This window comes from Streptomyces sp. NPDC091972 (assembly GCF_044756385.1).
Lineage (GTDB): Bacteria > Actinomycetota > Actinomycetes > Streptomycetales > Streptomycetaceae > Streptomyces.
In genome coordinates, this window is record NZ_JBIVSV010000003.1 from 255,982 (window position 1) to 273,689 (window position 17,708).

14 protein-coding genes are annotated in these 17,708 nt (G+C 72.3%); 5 read left to right on the forward strand and 9 right to left on the reverse strand.

The features are described 5' to 3' along the window. Positions 1 to 65: 65 nt before the first annotated feature. Positions 66 to 1,424 carry a cation:dicarboxylate symporter family transporter gene (locus ACIQJT_RS10285; protein ID WP_365448746.1) on the forward strand — a complete coding sequence of 453 codons (1,359 nt, stop codon included), beginning with the start codon at positions 66 to 68 and terminating at the stop codon, positions 1,422 to 1,424. A 462-nt stretch (positions 1,425 to 1,886) separates the two neighbouring features. Here the strand turns inward: ACIQJT_RS10285 and ACIQJT_RS10290 are convergent, their stop codons facing one another. Continuing rightward, positions 1,887 to 2,321 (reverse strand): MarR family winged helix-turn-helix transcriptional regulator, encoded by a 435-nt coding sequence (locus tag ACIQJT_RS10290; RefSeq protein WP_402641787.1) that lies wholly within the window; start codon positions 2,319 to 2,321, stop codon positions 1,887 to 1,889. Positions 2,322 to 2,415: 94 nt separating this feature from the next. Between ACIQJT_RS10290 and ACIQJT_RS10295 the strand changes: the two genes are divergently transcribed. Together ACIQJT_RS10295 and mltG are read left to right on the forward strand one after the other, a co-directional pair. Continuing rightward, positions 2,416 to 4,254 carry an ABC transporter ATP-binding protein gene (locus ACIQJT_RS10295; RefSeq protein WP_365448750.1) on the forward strand — a complete coding sequence of 613 codons (1,839 nt, stop codon included), beginning with the start codon at positions 2,416 to 2,418 and terminating at the stop codon, positions 4,252 to 4,254. 62 nt (positions 4,255 to 4,316) lie between these two features. Next, entirely contained in the window at positions 4,317 to 5,165 is an 849-nt protein-coding gene (gene mltG, locus ACIQJT_RS10300; protein WP_402641790.1) for an endolytic transglycosylase MltG, read from the forward strand. Positions 5,166 to 5,178: 13 nt separating this feature from the next. Here the strand turns inward: mltG and ACIQJT_RS10305 are convergent, their stop codons facing one another. The 5 genes from ACIQJT_RS10305 to ACIQJT_RS10325 form a co-directional block, all read right to left on the reverse strand. Then, the gene (locus tag ACIQJT_RS10305) at positions 5,179 to 6,255 is read right to left on the reverse strand and encodes an NAD(P)-binding domain-containing protein (protein ID WP_365448754.1); all 1,077 of its coding nucleotides are present in this window, start codon (positions 6,253 to 6,255) and stop codon (positions 5,179 to 5,181) included. A 38-nt stretch (positions 6,256 to 6,293) separates the two neighbouring features. After that, the gene (locus ACIQJT_RS10310; protein WP_365448756.1) at positions 6,294 to 7,316 is read right to left on the reverse strand and encodes an ABC transporter substrate-binding protein; all 1,023 of its coding nucleotides are present in this window, start codon (positions 7,314 to 7,316) and stop codon (positions 6,294 to 6,296) included. A gap of 43 nt (positions 7,317 to 7,359) precedes the next feature. Beyond that, positions 7,360 to 8,151 (reverse strand): ABC transporter ATP-binding protein, encoded by a 792-nt coding sequence (locus ACIQJT_RS10315; RefSeq protein ID WP_402641793.1) that lies wholly within the window; start codon positions 8,149 to 8,151, stop codon positions 7,360 to 7,362. Next, on the reverse strand, positions 8,124 to 9,011 hold the full coding sequence (locus ACIQJT_RS10320) for an ABC transporter permease (protein WP_365448760.1): 888 nt from the start codon (positions 9,009 to 9,011) through the stop codon (positions 8,124 to 8,126). Before ACIQJT_RS10320 ends, ACIQJT_RS10315 begins: the two co-directional genes overlap by 28 nt. A gap of 126 nt (positions 9,012 to 9,137) precedes the next feature. After that, positions 9,138 to 9,221, reverse strand: coding sequence for a putative leader peptide (locus ACIQJT_RS10325; RefSeq protein WP_313884353.1), 84 nt, complete (start codon positions 9,219 to 9,221; stop codon positions 9,138 to 9,140). Positions 9,222 to 9,343: 122 nt separating this feature from the next. Between ACIQJT_RS10325 and ACIQJT_RS10330 the strand changes: the two genes are divergently transcribed. Continuing rightward, entirely contained in the window at positions 9,344 to 9,772 is a 429-nt protein-coding gene (locus ACIQJT_RS10330; RefSeq protein WP_365448762.1) for a secondary thiamine-phosphate synthase enzyme YjbQ, read from the forward strand. A 12-nt stretch (positions 9,773 to 9,784) separates the two neighbouring features. Here ACIQJT_RS10330 and ACIQJT_RS10335 read toward each other — a convergent pair whose 3' ends face one another. After that, positions 9,785 to 11,302: an alpha/beta hydrolase family esterase gene (locus ACIQJT_RS10335; RefSeq protein WP_402641795.1), complete on the reverse strand. Its 1,518-nt coding sequence runs from the start codon at positions 11,300 to 11,302 to the stop codon at positions 9,785 to 9,787. A 293-nt stretch (positions 11,303 to 11,595) separates the two neighbouring features. Between ACIQJT_RS10335 and ACIQJT_RS10340 the strand changes: the two genes are divergently transcribed. Next, a complete protein-coding gene (locus tag ACIQJT_RS10340; protein WP_402641798.1) occupies positions 11,596 to 13,038 on the forward strand; it encodes a tannase/feruloyl esterase family alpha/beta hydrolase in 1,443 nt (480 codons plus the stop codon). Between the two features lie 36 nt (positions 13,039 to 13,074). Here ACIQJT_RS10340 and ACIQJT_RS10345 read toward each other — a convergent pair whose 3' ends face one another. Together ACIQJT_RS10345 and ACIQJT_RS10350 are read right to left on the reverse strand one after the other, a co-directional pair. After that, positions 13,075 to 13,974 carry a S1 family peptidase gene (locus tag ACIQJT_RS10345; RefSeq protein ID WP_402641800.1) on the reverse strand — a complete coding sequence of 300 codons (900 nt, stop codon included), beginning with the start codon at positions 13,972 to 13,974 and terminating at the stop codon, positions 13,075 to 13,077. Positions 13,975 to 14,317: 343 nt separating this feature from the next. Next, positions 14,318 to 17,707 carry a S8 family serine peptidase gene (locus ACIQJT_RS10350; protein ID WP_402641803.1) on the reverse strand — a complete coding sequence of 1,130 codons (3,390 nt, stop codon included), beginning with the start codon at positions 17,705 to 17,707 and terminating at the stop codon, positions 14,318 to 14,320. Position 17,708 lies beyond the last annotated feature (1 nt).

Below are 17,708 nucleotides of genomic sequence, written 5' to 3' on the forward strand. Positions count from 1 at the left end.
AGCTTTCCGTATCGCAGAAGTCTCCGCTCGGCTTCTGTGCGTCCCCCCTCGCTCAAGGAGTGCCCGTGCCGCCGTCCGTCCCGTCCCTGCCGCGACGCGTCGCACACATACTGCGTACCTCTCTCTTCGCGCAGGTCGCCTGCGCGCTCGTGCTCGGTGTCCTCGTCGGGAAGCTGTGGCCCGGTTTCGCCTCGGACCTCCAGCCGCTCGGCGACGGCTTCACCCGGCTCATCAAGACGATCATCTCGCCGCTCGTGTTCTGTGTGGTCGTCGTCGGCATCGCCAAGGCCGGTGACCTGAAGGCGTTCGGCCGGATCGGGCTCAAGGCGCTGATCTGGTTCGAGGTCGCGAGCACCCTCGCGCTGGTCATCGGTCTGCTCGCCGCCAACCTCGTCCGGCCCGGCTCGGGGATGCACGTCGACCCGGCCACGCTCGACTCCACGGCCGTCGACGCCAAGACCGGCGGCGGGCACCTGCCCTCGACGACCGAGTTCGTCGTCAACGCGCTGCCCACCAGTTTCATCGGCGCCTTCGCCGAGAACTCGCTGCTCCAGGTGCTGGTCCTGGCCTGTCTGGTGGGTGCCGCCCTGCTGCACCTCGGCCACACCAGGGTCCCGCAGGTGCTGCCCGCCATCGAGCAGGCCCAGGAGATCATCTTCGCCGTCGTCGGCTTCGTGATGCGCCTCGCGCCGATCGCGGTGTTCGGCGCGATGGCCGTGCTGATCGGTCAGTACGGCCTCGGCGTCATCGAGACCTACGCCAAGCTGATCGTCCTGTGCTACGCGGCCGCCGCCCTCTTCGTCGTGCTACTGGCCGTGGCGCTCAAGGCGCTCACCGGGCTCAGCCTCTGGAAGTTCCTGCGCTACATCCGCGAGGAGATGCTGCTCGCGCTCGGCACCGCGTCCACCGAGTCCGTCATGCCGCGCGTGATGCAGAAGCTGCGCAGGGCCGGCGCCCGTGACGACGCGGTGGGGCTGGTCCTGCCGACCGGTTACTCCTTCAACCTCGACGGCGCCTCGCTCTACCTCTCCATCGGCACCCTCTTCATCGCCCAGGCGGTGGGCGTCGATCTGAGTCTCGGCCAGCAGATCACCGTGGTCCTGGTGCTCATGCTCACCAGCAAGGGCATGGCGGGCATCCCCGGCTCGGCCTTCCTCGCCCTGTCGGCGACCGCCTCCTCGCTCGGCGCCATCCCCGCCGGTGCCGTCGCCCTGCTCCTCGGGGTGGACCGCATCATGGACTCGATGCGCGTGGTGACCAACCTGCTCGGCAACTGCGTCGCGGTCTTCGCGGTCTCCCGGTGGGAGGGCGCGCTGGACCTCGACCGGGCGAAGAAGGTGCTGGGCGGCGACACCGCGCCCACCGCCGCGGAGGAGCCGGTACCGGCACCGCTCGTCAAGGAACCCGCCCCCGAGGCCGGTTGACCCGCCCACCGGAACAGGCCGCGACCTGCTCCCGCTGCACTTGGAGCAGGTCCCGGGCGGGCCCCGCCCCGTTCGTGCCCGGAACAGGCCGCGGCCCTCGCTCCCGGCGCACCCGGAACAGGCCCCGGTCTGCCGGCTCCCGGCGCACCTGCAACAGGCTGCGGCTTTCGTCCCCGTCGCACCCGGAACAGACACCAACCGGCCACCGTTCTCGGCGCTCGGCGCACGCGGACAGGCCCTGGGCCCCCGCCCCCGGTGTAACCGGTCAGCCCCGGCCCCGTTCGTGCCCGGAACAGGCCGCGGCCCTCGCTCCCGTCGTGCCCGGAACAGGCCCCGGTCAGCCCCGCTCCCGGCGCCCGGCACCCAGCGCACGCGGAACAGCCCCCGTCCCCGCCGCGCCCGGAGCAAACCGCAGCCCCCTCCCGCCCCACAGGCCCGGCGGCCGAGGTCTCCTCGCAGGAGTTACTGGCCGTCCACCAGCGTGTCCAGCAGGCCGCCGAGGACGTCCCGCTGCTCGTCCGTGAGCGGTGCGAGGATCTCCTCCGCGGCGGCCCGGCGCACGTCCCTCAGGCCCTGGAGGGTCTTGAGGCCGTCCTCGGTCAGCTCGATGCGTATCACCCGGCGGTTGGCCGGGTCGGGCACCCGGCGCACCTTGCCGCTCGCCTCCAGCCCGTCGACGAGCGTGGTCACCGCGCGCGGCACCACCTCCAGCCGCTCCGCCAGATCGGCCATGCGCGGCGGTGTCTCCCAGTGCGCGAGGGTGCGCAGCAGCCGGGACTGGGCCGGCGTCACGCCGAGACCGCGCTCGTGGAGTTGACGCTTCTGGATGCGGTGCACCCGGCGCGTGAGCCTGAGCAACTGCTCGGCGAGCAGGCTGTCGGAATCCGGCGTGGTCATACGGGAACAATATCAGGACCTATTTCATTGTGAGCATAGGTAACAATGAGCTAGGCTCCGACAGTCCTCTTCACCTCACCCTCCGTAGGAGACCATGCCCCGCGATCACATCGACTGGACCCCCACCCCCGGCACCGAGACCGACCAACCGCGTCAGGTGCGCCGCATCCTCCGGCTCTTCAAGCCCTACCGCGCCAAGCTCGCCGTCGTCGGCCTGCTGGTCGGCGCCTCCTCCCTCGTCACCGTGGCCACCCCGTTCCTGCTGAAGGAGACGCTGGACGTGGCCATCCCCGAGGGCCGCACCGGACTGCTCAGCCTGCTCGCGCTGGGCATGATCCTCAGTGCCGTCCTCACCGGCATCTTCGGCGTCCTGCAGACCCTGATCTCCACGACGGTCGGCCAGCGCGTCATGCACGACCTGCGCACCGCGGTCTACGGCCGCCTCCAGCGCATGTCGCTCGCCTTCTTCACCCGCACCCGCACCGGCGAGGTGCAGTCCCGCATCGCCAACGACATCGGCGGCATGCAGGCCACCGTCACCTCGACGGCCACCTCCCTGGTCTCCAACCTGACCAGCGTCGTCGCCACGATCGTCGCGATGATCGCCCTCGACTGGCGCCTGACCGTCGTCTCGCTGCTGCTGCTCCCGGTGTTCGTGTGGATCAGCCGCCGGGTCGGCAACGAACGCAAGAAGATCACCACCCAGCGCCAGAAGCAGATGGCCGCGATGGCCGCGACCGTCACCGAGTCGCTCTCCGTCAGCGGCATCCTGCTCGGCCGCACCATGGGCCGCTCCGACTCGCTGACCCGGTCCTTCGCCGACGAGTCCGAGAGCCTGGTCGATCTCGAGGTGCGGTCGAACATGGCCGGACGCTGGCGCATGGCCGTGATCGGGATCGTCATGTCCGCGATGCCCGCCTTCATCTACTGGACCGCGGGCCTCGCCCTGCGGACCGGCGGCCCGGACATCTCCATCGGCACCATCGTGGCCTTCGTCTCGCTCCAGCAGGGCCTGTTCCGCCCGGCTGTGAGTCTCCTGTCGACCGGCGTCCAGATCCAGACCTCGCTCGCGCTCTTCCAGCGCATCTTCGAGTACCTCGACCTGCCCATCGACATCACCGAGCGGGAGGACCCGGTCCACCTCGACCGCGTCAAGGGCGAGGTCCGCCTGGAGAACGTGGAGTTCCGCTACGACGGCGACGACGACGGGCGGGGCCCCGTCCTCGACGGCATCGACATCGACGTCCCCGCGGGCAGCAGTCTCGCGGTCGTCGGCCCGACCGGCGCCGGCAAGTCCACGCTCGGCTACCTGGTCCCGCGGCTCTACGACGTGACGGGCGGCCGGGTCACCCTCGACGGGGTCGACGTGCGCGACCTGGACTTCGACACCCTCGCGCGGGGCATCGGGGTCGTCTCGCAGGAGACGTACCTCTTCCACGCCTCGGTCGCCGACAACCTGCGCTTCGCCAAGCCGGACGCGACCGACGAGGAGATCGAGCAGGCGGCGCGGGCGGCCCAGATCCACGACCACATCGCCTCGCTGCCGGACGGTTACGACACGGTCGTCGGCGAGCGTGGCCACCGCTTCTCCGGTGGTGAGAAGCAGCGTCTGGCCATCGCGCGGACCATTCTGCGGGATCCGCCGGTCCTCATCCTGGACGAGGCGACCAGTGCGCTGGACACCCGTACCGAGCACGCCGTGCAGGAGGCCATCGACGCGCTGTCGGCCAACCGCACGACGCTCACCATCGCGCACCGGTTGTCCACCGTCCGCGGTGCCGACCAGATCGTGGTCCTGGACTCGGGCCGGGTGGCCGAGCGCGGTACGCACGAGGAGCTGCTGGAGCGGCAGGGGCGGTACGCGGAGCTCGTGCGCCGGGACGCCCGGCTGGACACCGCCCAGGGGTCCGCGCAACTGGAACCGACGAGCTGAACCCACACCGACAAGCCGAAGATATGCCTGGTTTGTGACGATATGCGGGTTACCGTGCCCGCATGCACAGGAACACTCCGCCACGGAGCACGATTCGACTGACGCGCAGGGGCCGACTCGTCCTCATCGCGACCGGGGCCGTCGTGGCCGGCACCGCCGTGGCGGTGCCGCTGCTCAGCCTGCGGGCCGAGGGGGAAAGGGAGCCCGCGACCCTGGTGATCCCGGAGGGCTGGCGGGCCGGGCAGATCTACGACGCCGTCGACAAGGCACTCGCCCGGCCACCGGGCACCGCGAAGAAATCCCTGGCCAAGGCGCACCTCAAGCTGCCCAACGACGCGGAGGGCAACCCGGAGGGCTATCTCTTCCCGGCGACCTATCCCCTGGAGCGCAGCGGGAGGAAGACGACGCCCGAGGCGCTGCTCGCGTTCATGGTCGACACCGCGAACAAGAAGTTCAACGGCGCTCCCATCGCGGCGGGCGCCCAGCGGAACGCGCTGAACGTCTATCAGGCCGTCACCATCGCGAGCATCGTCCAGGCGGAGGCGGCGAACAAGGCGGACATGGGGAAGGTGGCCCGGGTCATCTTCAACCGGCTGGAGCGCGGGATGCCGTTGCAGATGGACTCCACCATCAACTACGCGCTGAACCGTTCCACCCTCCGGACGACCGGTGCCGACCTGCGGATCGACAGCCCCTACAACTCGTACCAGCGCATGGGCCTGCCGCCGACGCCGATCGACAACCCGGGCGAGGACGCGATGCGGGCGGCGATCAACCCGACCCCGGGGGACTGGCTGTACTTCGTGACGGTGAAGCCGGGGGACACCCGCTTCACCAACAGCTTCGACGAACACCGGCGCAACGTGGCCGAGTTCAACAAGAACCAGAAGAACTCCGCCGCGCCAGGGTGATGTGACGGGGCCGTCAGGCGGCGGCGGGCTCCGCCGTCAGCAGCCGCCTGATGTCCCGCACGGCCGCACGGCCCGCGCGGTTGGCGCCGATGGTGCTCGCCGACGGGCCGTAGCCGACGAGGTGGACCCGTGGGTCGGCGACCGCGCGCGTGCCCTCGACCCGGATCCCGCCGCCCGGCTCGCGCAGCCGCAGCGGGGCCAGGTGGTCGACGGCGGCCCGGAAACCGGTCGCCCACAGGATCACATCGGCCTCCACGTGCCGCCCGTCGTTCCACTCCACGCCGTCCGGAGTGATCCGGTCGAACATCGGCTGCCGGTCGAGGACGCCGTCCGCGATGGCCTGCCGGACCGCGTCGTTCAGGGGCAGTCCGGTCACCGACACCACGCTCTTGGGCGGCAGACCCTGGCGGACCCGCTCCTCGACGAGCGCCACGGCCTCCCGGCCGACGTCCTCGGTGAAGGGACCCTCACGGAACACCGGTTCGCGCCGGGTCACCCAGGTGGTGGCGGCCGCGTACGGGGCGAGCTCCATGAGGTGCTGGGTGCCGGAGGCGCCCCCGCCCACCACGACCACCCGCAGCCCGGCGAACGCCTCGGGCCCCGGGTACTGGGCGGTGTGCAACTGCCGCCCCCGGAAGGTCTCCTGCCCGGGGTAGCGCGGCCAGAACGGCCGGTCCCAGGTGCCGGTCGCGTTGATCAGCGCCCGTGCCGACCAGACGCCGTCCGAGGTCTCCACCAGCAGCCTCCGGTCGTCGCCCTCCCGCACCGCGCGGACGTCCACCGGACGGCGTACGCGCAGGTCGAAGGCCCGCTCGTACGCCGCGAAGTACTCGGCGATCACCTGCGACGAGGGTCGCTCCGGATCGGCGCCCTCGAGCTCCATCCCCGGCAGCGCGTGCATGCCGTGGACCTTGCCGTACGTCAGCGACGGCCACCGGAACTGCCAGGCGCCGCCGGGGGCGGGGGAGTGGTCCAGCACCACGAAGTCGCGACCCGGCTCGAAACCGGTGCGGCGCAGATGGTAGGCGCTGGACAGACCCGCCTGACCAGCGCCTACGACGACGACCTCGACCTCGCGCGTGTTGTTCACCTTTCTACTAACCGTGGCGAGGCCGTGGATCTTCCCGGTCAGCCCTCGGACGGGCGGGGCGCGGACGTCGAGGCCGGCAGATCACCGTTGAACCGTGTGTCCACGAAGTCCCCGAAGTCCACCTTCCGCGGGATCAGCTTCAGCGAGGTGAACGTGTCGGCGATCTCCTGCTCCGAGGCGATGAGCTGCCGGTCCACGGCGACCGCGACCCGAGTGGTGTACGTCCGCCGCACCGCGGCCAGCGCCACGTCCTCGGGCAGCCCCGTCTCCTCGGCCCAGACCTTCGCCCACTCCTGCTCATGGGAGTAGACCCACTTGTAGGCGCGCCGGAGCCGCTCCAGGTAGTCGGCGATCGCGGCGGCCTTCTTCCTGTCCTTCAAGGCGCTCGGCGCCGCCACCTGGAAGGTCAGACCGTTGGTGACGCCGTCCCCGGTCGTCAGCACGCGGCCCTGCTTCGCCCGGAGGATCTGCGAGGTGTACGGGTCCCACACCGCCCACGCGTCGACCTTGCCGGAGGTGAACGCGGCGAGGGCGTCGGCCGGCTGGAGGTACTTGACCTTCACGTCGCCCAGTCCGAGCCCGGCCTTCTTGAGGGAGGCGACCAGCTGGTAGTGGGCGGACGACCCCTGCGCGACGGCGACGGATCTGCCCTTGAGCTGCGCGGGAGCGGTCAGCCCGGAACCGTTCGGCACGAGGACGGTGTCGCCCTTGGACGTGCCGTGCCAGGCCGCCACCACCTTGATCCTCGAGCCGGCGCCGGCCGCGAACACCGGCGGGGTGTTGCCGACACCGCCGATGTCGACGGCCTCGGCGTTGACGGCCTCCAGCAGGGGCGGGCCGGACGTGAAGGTCGACCACTTGATCTTGTAGTCGAGGTGGTCGAGTTCCCCGGCGGCCCGCAGGATCGCCTCCGAACCGCCCTTCTGGTCACCGACGTCGAGCGTGAGCGAGCCCTTGCCGTCGGTGTCGGTGCCCGTGCCGGCGGACGCGTTCCCGCCGCAGGCGGTGAGCAGGAGGGCGAAGGGGAGGAGCAGTGCGGCGGGGGCGAGATGGCGTCGCATGGGAGATCCGTTCTGTGGAAACTCGGCTTCGGGGGGAGGGGGTTCAGGCGGCTTCGGTGGCCGTGCCGACGCCGAGGCGCTGAAGGAGTCGCCCGCGGATCTCCGCGAACCGGGGGTCGGTGATGTCGCGCGGCCGGGCGAGGTCGATCTCCTGCTCGTGCGCGAGGACACCCCCGTCCATCACGAGGACCCGGTCGGCGAGCAGGACGGCCTCCTCCACGTCGTGCGTCACCAGCAGCACCGCACAGCCGCGGCGCTGCCACAACTCGCCCACCAGGCGCTGGGCCTTGATCCGGGTGAGCGCGTCGAGCGCCCCGAACGGCTCGTCCAGCAACAGGAGATCCGGCTCGCGCACCAACGCCCTTGCCAGGGAGGCACGCTGGGCCTCGCCGCCGGAGAGCGTCCTGGGCCAGGCGTCCGTACGGTGGCTCAGGCCGACCTCCTCCAGCGCCCGGTCGGCGACCGCGCGCGCCGGTTTGCCGGGCAGGCCGAGCAGGACGTTGCGCCACACCTTCTTCCACGGCATCAGCCGGGGCGCCTGGAAGGCGACCGCCTTGCGGCGCGGGACCAGGACGGTGCCCTCGATGTCCCGGTCGAGTCCGGCGAGGATGCGCAGCAGGGTGGACTTTCCGCAGCCGCTGCGGCCCAGCAGGGCCACGAACTCGCCCGGCCGGACGTCGAGTCGGAGGTCGTCGATGACGGCACGGCCGTCGAAGGAGCGGGTCAGCCCCTCGACGCGCACGGCCTGCGCCGGGCGGGGGGCGTCGGGTGCCGGCGGCTGCCCGGACGGGTCGGACACCAGGGGGCTCACCGGCCGGTGAACGTCGGTCGCCATTGCAGCAGCAGCCTTTCCAGAGAACGGACGACGAAGTCGGCCAGCAGGCCGAGGAAGGCGTAGACGATCAGGCAGACCACGATGACGTCGGTGCGCAGGAAGTCCCGTGCCTGCACCATCAGGAAGCCGATGCCGGAGTCCGCGTTGACCTGCTCGGCGAAGACCAGCGCGAGCCAGGCGATGCCGAGCGAGTAGCGCAGACCCGTCATGGCACCGGGCAGCGCGCCCGGCAGCACGACATGCCGTACGAGACCCCACCGCGACAGACCGAGGGACTCCCCGGCCTCGATCAACTGCGCGTCCACGCCGCGGATGCCCGCGTAGACGTTGAGGTAGAGCGGAAAGGTCACGCCCAGAGTGATGATGGCGATCTTCGGGGCCTCGCCGATGCCGAACCAGATGATGAACAGCGGGATCAGACCGACGAACGGCACGGTCCGCAGCATCTGCACCGGCGCGTCCACGAGGTCCTCGCCGACCCTGAACAGGCCCGAGACCAGGGCGAGTCCGGTGCCGAGGAGCGTGCCGAGGAGCAGCCCGCCCGCGACCCGCCGGAGCGAGGTCGTCATGGCCGAGGTCAGCGAGCCGTCGGCGATCAGATCACCGGCGACCTGGGCGATACGGCCGGGAGAGGCGAGGACGTCGGGGGCCAACACGCCTGTGCCGCTGAGCAGTTGCCACAGCGCCAGCAGCAGGACCGGGCCTGTGGTGCGGCGCAGCCAGCGGGGTACGCGGGTGCGGCGGGAGGAGACGGGGACGACGGGTTCGAGGTCGGGGGTGGTGTGCCCGGCGGCATCCTGACGGGATGTTTCCGATATGTCGGGCACGGGAGAGCCGGGCGGGGCATGGCTGATGCTCATGATGCTCCACGGAGGGGGAGAGCGGCCGGTGAAAGGCACACCGCGACGCCACCGCGCCGGACGGCACGGATCAGTGCGCGCGCCGGTCGGCGGAGCGAGGGTGGGGAAAGGAAGGAGAAAAGGTCGTCAGCGGCCGCGGCGACACGCGGCGGAGGCCACCCGCAGCAGGTCGATGTGACCGCGCGTGGTGAGCAGGGCTGAACGCAACATACGGCCGAAGCTAGCCAGTCGGCGTGTCCACGGTCAACGGTGTCTCGCGGACTGGACCCGCCGTATCGCGGGACGGACCCCGGATGACGAGTGAATCCGGCGAGAGGGGTGAGGATGGGGGCATGTCAGACGCTTTCACCACCCGAGTCCTGAACGTCGCCTCCGGTTCGTCGGAGCGGATCGTCGACCTCACCGGCGACTGCGAGGCCTTCCTGAGGGAGGCCGCCGCGGGTCGCGACGGCCTCCTCAACATCTTCGTGCCGCACGCCACGGCAGGCGTCGCGATCATCGAGACGGGCGCCGGCAGCGACGACGACCTCCTGTCCGCCCTCCACACCCTGCTCCCCGCCGACGACCGCTGGCAGCACCGCCACGGCAGCCCCGGCCACGGCCGCGACCACGTCCTCCCGGCGATCGTGCCCCCGCACGCCACGCTGCCGGTCGTGAACGGGGGCCTGGAGCTGGGGACCTGGCAGTCGGTGTGCCTGGTGGACACCAACAAGGACAACCCGCAGCGGAAGGTGCGCCTCACCTTCCTGGGCGGCTCCTGAGCCGCCCAGGACCTAGGCCGGGCAGCCGGAGTCCGCCACGACGTAGTAGCCGGGAGCGGTCTGCTCCAGGGTGTGCACGGTGAACGTGTTCCACAGGCCCATCGGCTCGTCGGAACCGTTGGCATAGGTGCGGCCACCGCTCTGGTGGGCGCGTCCGGCGGCCGTGTGGTCGTAGTTGCTCGCCGTGTGACAGGTGGGCGTGAACCCGGTCGTGGTCGCGGTCACCGCCGCGGAGACCGTGCCCTCGGTCCCCGCCGGGTCGGCGGCCGTCACCGTGTAGCGATAGGCGGTCCCGGTGGCCAGGCCGGTGTCGGTGTACGCGGTGGACGTGGTGGTGCCCACCTTCGTGCCGCCCCGGCGGACGGTGTACGAGGCCGCGCCGGGCACCGCGTCCCACCTCAGCGCCACGGTGGTGTCGGTGGTCCCGGTGACCGTCAGTCCCGTGGGCGCGGGCAGGGCACCGGTGTCCGGGCCGCCGCCGTCGAGTCCCCAGAAGCGGGCGGTGTGGTAGGTGGAGCAGATGGTGTCCAGGTAGTACGTGCCGGTGGTGCCGCACTGCTCGGCGCCGCTGCCCGGGTCCACCGCGAGCCCGTGCGCCATGCCGGACACGGAGTAGACCTCGACGGCGGCCCGGCCGGAGGCGTCGTCGTAGACGGCCAGCGTGGTGCCCCCGCTCAGGTTCTCGGTGTGCGAGGGGGTCTGGCCGATCCCCCACACGTCGGTCCACTGGTCGCGGAGTTCGGTGGCGTTGGCGGGCCGGACCGTGGTGTCGGCCGAGCCCTGCCAGATCGCGACGCGCGGCCAGGAGGTGGTGCCGGCGGGCGCCGCTGCGCGTACCAGGTCGCCCCACTGGTCGGGGGTCCGGTCCGGCGGACCGTACATGCAGGTGTAGGCCGCGGACACGGTGGTCGCGCAGGACGCGGGCAGGCCCGAGTCGACGGCTCCGCCCGCGAAGACGTCGGGGTAGGCGGCGAGCAGGTTCGCGGTCATGCCACCGCCGGCCGACAGGCCGGTGACGTAGATCCGCCGAGTGTCGCTGCCGTACCGTGCGACGGCGTTGTCGACCATCTGCCGGATCGACAGAGCCTCGCCCTGGCCGCGCGAACTGTCCGTCGGCTCGAACCAGTTGAAGCAGGAGTTGGCGTTGTTGGCGCTGCTCGTCTGCGGGAGGACCAGCGCGAAGCCGTAGCGGTCGGCGAACTTCGGCCAGCCGGAGTGGGCGTAGTAGTCGCTCGCGCTCTGCGTGCAGCCGTGCAGGGCGACGACGAGCGGGGCACCGGGCGGCAGGACGTCCGGCGCGTAGGTGTACATGGACAGGTTGCCGGGGTTGCTGCCGAAGCCGGTGACCTGGGTCAGGCCCGCGGCGGACGCCTGGGGGCCCACGGCGATCAGACCGCCCGTGAGCGCCAGGGCGCCCGCCGCGGCGGTCACCCAGCGGCGGATGCCTCTGACGAGGTGCCGGCCCTGCACGCGGCTGCCTGTCGTGCGGCGGCCCTTCGTACGGTCGAACGGAGGATGCGACTGTCCCATGACGACTGCCTCCCGATGCCCGGGCGGGGCCCGTTGGACTGGTGTGGCGTGCATCATCGGGGCGCACTGCTGGGCCTCGGCATGGGTTGGGCAGCCAGGACCGCGGAAGGGGCTGTGTGAGGGCAGCCCATAGGTGCGGTCGCGCCGGGCCCGGTCGGCACATGTCTCTCCCCTCGGGATGGTGTCGGGCACCATCACCGCCGGGCGGACGGTGGTTGACGGCCCCATGTCTGCGGGCGGGTGCGGCGCCCTAGTCTCCCGCGCATCCCGTACGCGTCCTCGGAGGCACATCGATGCGTCTGTCCCCCCGCTCCCCGTCCGGCTCCCGGCCGCACCGAGTGCCCACGGTCCTCGCCGTGGCGGCCCTCGCGCTCACCCCTCTGCCCGCCGCCACCGCCGCCGAGGAGCGTCCCGGCGCCCACTGTGCGCACCGCACGGAGCTGCGCGTGCCGGGCGCCGAGTACCAACAAGCGGCGTGTCTCGCCGACTTGACGACCACCGGCACGGTCGGGACGGGCCACACCGACCCGGCGGACTGGGCCGGACTGACGGCGAAGGACCTGACCGCGCCCAGCGGTGTGCCCGGCGTCCAGATCGACGGGTACTTCCCCGACACCTCCACCACCAACACCAACCACGGCTGGAGACACGACTCCCAGTTCGTCATCCGGCTGCCCGACCGGTGGAACGGCGGCCTGGTGGTCGCCGGCACCCCCGGCAACCGGGAGCAGTACGCCAACGACCGGGCCATCGCCGACTCGGTGCTCTCCCGCGGCTACGCCTACGCCGCCACGGACAAGGGCAACACCGGTCTCGCCTTCCACCGGGACGGCACGGCGCCCGGCGACGCCGTCGCCGAGTGGAACGACCGGCTCACCCAGCTCACCCGGGCCGCCCGGACCACGGTCGCCCGGCGCTACCACCGCCCCCCGTCGCGCACCCTCGTGACCGGCATGTCCAACGGCGGATACCTGGTGCGCTGGCAACTGGAGAACCACCCGGAGCTCTACGACGGCGGAGTCGACTGGGAGGGCACGCTGTGGCGGGCCGACGGTCCCACCCTGCTGGACTTCCTGCCCCGGGCGCTGCGCCACTACCCGGTGTACGCCGCCGGGGGCGAGGGCGCCCCGCAGGCGCGGGAGGCCCTGCACGCCGCCGGCTTCCCGCCCGGCTCGGAGTTCCTGTGGCCCTACCACCACCAGGTCTACTGGGACCTGACCCAGCGCATCTACCGCGAGGAGCTCGACCCCGGTTTCGACGGGGCCACGGAGGCCGGGACGCCGTACTGCGCGACGGGCACCCCGGCCTGTGACGCCGACTACGACTACTCCGCGCGTCCGGAGGAGGTCAGACGGGCCGTGGCGAGGATCGCCCTGACCGGGCGGATCGGCAGGCCGCTGATCACCCTGCACGGCACCCTGGACGTGCTGCTGCCGATCAGTCAGGACTCCGACGTCTACGCCCGTATGGTGCGCGAGGCCGGACGAGGCGGGCTGCACCGCTACTACCGCATCGAGGGCGGCACGCACACCGACGCCCTGGTGGACCTGTTCCCGGACCGGCTGCGCCCCCTCGCGCCCTGCTACCGCACGGCGTTCACGGCACTGGAGCGCTGGCTCGGCACGGGCCCACGGCCGCCGGCCTCCCGGACCGTGCCCCTGCCCGCGGGCGCGGACACCACGGCGTCGGCGAACGACTGCCCGCTGGACGGCCGGGACGGGACCGGACGCCGGTGAGCGCCACGTCACGTCACAGCGCGTCCCGTTGAGCCGTCAGTAGACGGACAGCCCGTACGTGTTCAGCACTTCCTGGATCGGCTGGTAGTAGGTGGTCCCTCCCGTGGTGCAGTTGCCGGAGCCGCCGGAGAGGATGCCGATGACCTTGTCCCCGGCGTAGAGCGGGCCTCCGCTGTCACCCGGCTCGGCGCAGATGTTGGTCCGGATCAGCCCGGAGACGGTGCTGCCGCCCCCGTAGTTGACGGTGGCGTTCAGGCCGGTGACCGCACCGCAGCGGACACCGGTGGTGGCCCCCCGGCGGCAGACGCTCTGGCCGACGTAGGCGGTGGCGGTCCCGGTGACGTCGACGGTTCCTATGGTGCCGGGGTGCGGTACGTCCGGGTTGGCGTACCGCACCACGCCGAAGTCGTCGCCGGGGAAGCTGGTCGCGGTCGTCGGGCCGACCGTCGTGGTCATGGCCGCGCTGGTGTACCAGGTGGGCATGCCGTCGGTGCAGTGGCCGGCCGTGACGAAGTAGTACGCGGAGCCGGCGCGCACGTTGACGCCCGCCGAGCAGCGCCGGCCGGACGCGTGGATGCCGTCGCCGCCGGACACGAGGGGGCGCAGCCGGCCGTCGAGCCGCTCGACGGTCACGGCGCCCGGGAAGCGTCCGGCGGCCCGCCGGATGCGTGACAGGTCCGATTCCGTGACCGTGGAGTCCGCGGAGACCCGCAGCCTTCCGGAGCGCTCGTCGACGGTCCAGGAAGTCCCGCCGATGCGCAGGGAGTCGACGGCCGCGGCCGCGTCGGACACCGATCCGGCGGAGGGCGTGGAGCGGACCGCGGGCGCCGCGGCCGCGCCGGTGCCGGACACGGCGAGAGCGGTCCCCACCAGCAGGCCCAGCACCGGGGCGATCAGCCGCGGACGTCTGGTGCCGGTACGGCGTGTTCTGGTCACTGAGGCCCCCCGGAGCGGTAGGTCGGGTCCGGAGCACGCCACCGCGGTCGCGGGGCGTGCGGTGCTGCTGTGCTGCGCTGTGCGGGTGCGAAGGGTGCGCCGGGCCGCGCGTCCATGGCCGACGCTTCAGTGTGCCCGCCCACGGCCGGTGCGGGTAGACGGCCTTCGGCCGATGGACCGGTGTGCGCACCGGGGCAGTTGTGGCTCCTGCTTTGCCGGTGCAGCGTTGTCGGCCGACTGACGCGGGGTGCGTCCGCGGGAGCCGGACGGACGCCCGGCGCACGTCGGTGCCCGGGACGGCGAGTGCGGACGCCGTCCCGGGCAGGAGCGGGTGGGAGAAGGGCTACGGGGTGGTCAGGTAGGCCCTTTCGATCGTCTGGGTCAGCGTGTTGCCCGCCCGGTCGGTCAGTTCGGCGCGCAGCGAGACGGAACCCGCGGTCGCCGGGTGCCGCAGCGACAGGTGCGTGCCGCCGACGGCCCTGGCCGGCTGCCAGCTCCTTCCGTCGTCGTACGACACCTGGAAGGCGAGCTTGGCCGGGCGCTGCCCCGCCGCCGCGCCCTCGACGGTGAACGGCACCTCGAAGCGAGTGCCCGCCTTCGCCGTGCTGTCCAGGGCCAGCTCGGGGCTGAAGCGGACCGTCGACAGCGGTACCGGGGTGACCTTGCCCGCGGCGGTCCTCGCCGAGCGGAAGGTCCACTCGGCGTGGACGCGTGTACTGACCGGGTACACGGCCGGGTCACGGGAGCTGTCGACCGTCAGCCGGTACGCGGTGTCCTCGGCGGGAAGCGTGTACTCGGTGGCACCGAGGGTCGGCGGGATGCCGTAGTCGTCGGCGATCTCCGCGCCGTTCGCCTCCAGCCTGGTCGTCACGGTCGTCGTCTCGCTGAGGCCCCAGTGCCCGGAGCCGTCGCCGAACAGCGGCAGGAAGGCCCTGAGGGTGTTCCCGTCCCGCTCGGCGCCGGGGTGGCCCCTGGCCGGTCCGAGGTCGTCGGGGCCGTTCAGGACCGGCCCGAAGACGCCCACGCCGAAGCGCTCCTGGTAGGTGTGGCCGGCCCGCCAGGTCCTGGGCATCCGCATCAGGAAGCCCTCGAAGGGCGCGTCCGGGCCCTCGCCCCGGCGCTGCCAGGTGCGCACCGACCACTTCACGCCGTTGTCGAGGACGTACTCGGTGCTCCGGTACGGCAGGTCCCCGCGCATGTCGGTGTAGCCGCTCACCAGTCGGCCGTCCGGCAGGTGCGCGGTCACCTCGGCCTGGACGCGCCGGCCCTCGACCGCCGCACCGACCCGGAGGTCCACCTTGGCCAGTTGCCCGCGCCGGACGTTCGCGGTGAAGCCGGTGAGGGTCCCCTCCCGGTACCAGCCCATGTGGTAGTGGACCGGCCTGCCCTGCTTGTCCTTGCCGGTCCAGCCCCCGGAGTACAGGGAGTCGAGCCCCGCCACGGGCTCGTCCGAGCCGAGCCGCCCGAAGCGGGAGCCCTCGAAGGTGGGCAGCAGGAACTGGAGGGAGGCGTCGTCCCGGCCCTCGCCCCGCCCGTATCCGACAGCGACCGCCGCGTCGTCGTTGACGGCCGTCGGGTCCGGCACCGTGATGTCCACCGGCTTCGCCTGCCGGGCGTCCACCGTGACCGTCGTGTCCCGGTCCAGCCGCAGCCTGGGCTGGACCAGCACGGCGTGCCTCGGGGCGGACAGCGCCGGGTGGATCACCCCGGTCAGGAGGTAGTCGGCCTTGGGCAGCCGTACCGTCAGCTCACCGTCCCGCTCGTCCGCGTAGTCGGCGTGGAAGGAGCCCACGAGACCCGCCACGGAGGTCACGGCGTCGCCGGTGGCCGCGCCCTGCTCGTCGATGTGCTTGAGCGTCAGGTCGTACGACTCCACCTCGCGGACCACGCCGACCGCGGACCGCACCCGCACCTCGCCGTCGGCGGAGGCGGCCGTCACCGAGCCGCCGAAGCTGCCGTCCACGGTGCCGACGCGGGTGTCCGCGGTGACCTCGGCGCTCGCCTCGCCGCCCGCCGGGACGGTGAGGCGCCGCGGGGAGACGGCGAACATGCCCTCGGGGGCGGGTTGTCCGTCCGCCGTGCGGGCGTCCACGGACAGGTCGAGGGTGACCGGTTCGGTGCCGAGGTTGCGATAGGTGAGCCGCTCGGTGCGCGCCCTGTCGTCGTCGTGCGGCCACTGCTGGACGCCGAAGTCGAGCGGCCCCTGCTCCGTGACGACGCCCTCGTCCAGTGCCCGGACCACGTCGACCCGGCCGGTGCCCTGCTGGTAGGAGCTGTACGCGCCCGGCTTCGCGGAACCGGTCAGCACCGCCTTGAGGCGCTCACCGCTCCAGTCGGGGTGCTGCTGGGCGAGGAGCGCGGCCGCGCCCGCGACGTGCGGGGTGGCCATGGAGGTGCCCTCGATCGTGAGGTACCCGGGGATGTCGGAGGGGTACCACTCCGACAGGACGCTGCCCGCGGCCGCCGCGGCCGTGATGGCGACGCCCGGCGCGGTCAGGTCGGGCTTGACCCCGCCGTCGCCGACCCGTGGCCCGCGGCTGGAGAAGGCGGCCGGCGCGTCGGACTCGTCGACCGCGCCGACGGTGAGCGCGGACGCGGCGCTGCCGGGCGAACCGACGGTCCCCTCCCCGGATTCTCCGTCGTTGCCGGCCGCGATGACGAAGAGGGCGCCGGACTCGGCGGAGAGCCGGTCGACGGCCTCCTCCATCGGGTCGGTGCCGGGGGAGTCGGGGCCGCCGAGGCTGAGGTTGACGACGTCCGCGCCCTGGGCCACCGCCCACTCCATGCCGGCGATGATCCCGGAGTCGGTGCCGCCGCCCTGGTCGTCGAGGACCTTGCCGTTGAGCAGCCGCGCACCCGGCGCGACGCCCTTGTACTTCCTGTCCGACCTCGCCCCGCTGCCCGCCACGGTCGAGGCGACATGAGTGCCGTGGCCGAACTTGTCGGTGGTGGTGCCAGTGCCGCTGAAGTCCTGCTCGGCGACCACCTTGCCGGCCAGGTCGGGGTGGCCTGTGTCGATCCCGGTGTCCAGGACGGCGACCTTGGTGCCGGTGCCGTCGAAGCCCGCGGCCCAGGCGGTCGGTGCGCCGATCTGCGGGACGCTCCTGTCGAGGGAGGCCTTGCGCCTTCCGTCGAGCCAGAGCTTCTCCACGCCGGACGAGGCGGTGAACTCCGCCTTTCCCGCTGCGGAGTTGTGCGTGACGGCCTTCCAGAACCCGGCGCCGCGCTTCTTCACGGAACGCATCGCCCGGCCGTTGACGACGGGCAGCGCGCGTCCCATCCGCGCCCCGGCCTCGGTGAACGGGCTCGTCGAGGGGGCCTTCGTACCGCGGAACGTGGCGATCAGCGGGAGGTCGGAGCGGCCCGCGTCGTCGTAACCGTCCTTGACGAGCTGGGTGACGTCGAACAGCCGCGGGTCCAACCTGCCCTGCGCCAGCAGCAGTTCGGCGTCACCGGGGACGACCCGGGTGTGGCCGGCGACGACCCGGACCGAGAACGGCATGCTCGTCCGGCCCCGGGCCCGCTCCACTCCGAAGACCCGGCCGGTGCCGTCCAGCAGCACCCGGTCGCCGGTGACGAGCGTGACCGTCCGCACCGCGGAGGCCGTACGGGCCCTTCCGGCCGGGACGTCGTCGACGGCTCCGGCGCCGGACGGGAGCCCGGCGAGGACCAGGGTCGCGGAGGCCAACCCCGCAGCCGTGGCCGCATGTCTGTGGCGTACGCGTAACTCCATC

What these genes read in the sequence shown, in the direction of transcription:
- ACIQJT_RS10295 (WP_365448750.1), top strand. Translation starts at nt 2,416, where the DNA reads ATGCCCCGCGATCACATCGACTGGACCCCCACCCCCGGCACCGAGACC.
- ACIQJT_RS10330 (WP_365448762.1), top strand. Translation starts at nt 9,344, where the DNA reads ATGTCAGACGCTTTCACCACCCGAGTCCTGAACGTCGCCTCCGGTTCG.
- ACIQJT_RS10350 (WP_402641803.1), bottom strand. Translation starts at nt 17,707, where the DNA reads ATGGAGTTACGCGTACGCCACAGACATGCGGCCACGGCTGCGGGGTTG.
- mltG (WP_402641790.1), top strand. Translation starts at nt 4,317, where the DNA reads ATGCACAGGAACACTCCGCCACGGAGCACGATTCGACTGACGCGCAGG.
- ACIQJT_RS10290 (WP_402641787.1), bottom strand. Translation starts at nt 2,321, where the DNA reads ATGACCACGCCGGATTCCGACAGCCTGCTCGCCGAGCAGTTGCTCAGG.
- ACIQJT_RS10325 (WP_313884353.1), bottom strand. Translation starts at nt 9,221, where the DNA reads ATGTTGCGTTCAGCCCTGCTCACCACGCGCGGTCACATCGACCTGCTG.
- ACIQJT_RS10335 (WP_402641795.1), bottom strand. Translation starts at nt 11,302, where the DNA reads ATGGGACAGTCGCATCCTCCGTTCGACCGTACGAAGGGCCGCCGCACG.
- ACIQJT_RS10320 (WP_365448760.1), bottom strand. Translation starts at nt 9,011, where the DNA reads ATGAGCATCAGCCATGCCCCGCCCGGCTCTCCCGTGCCCGACATATCG.
- ACIQJT_RS10340 (WP_402641798.1), top strand. Translation starts at nt 11,596, where the DNA reads ATGCGTCTGTCCCCCCGCTCCCCGTCCGGCTCCCGGCCGCACCGAGTG.
- ACIQJT_RS10315 (WP_402641793.1), bottom strand. Translation starts at nt 8,151, where the DNA reads ATGGCGACCGACGTTCACCGGCCGGTGAGCCCCCTGGTGTCCGACCCG.
- ACIQJT_RS10310 (WP_365448756.1), bottom strand. Translation starts at nt 7,316, where the DNA reads ATGCGACGCCATCTCGCCCCCGCCGCACTGCTCCTCCCCTTCGCCCTC.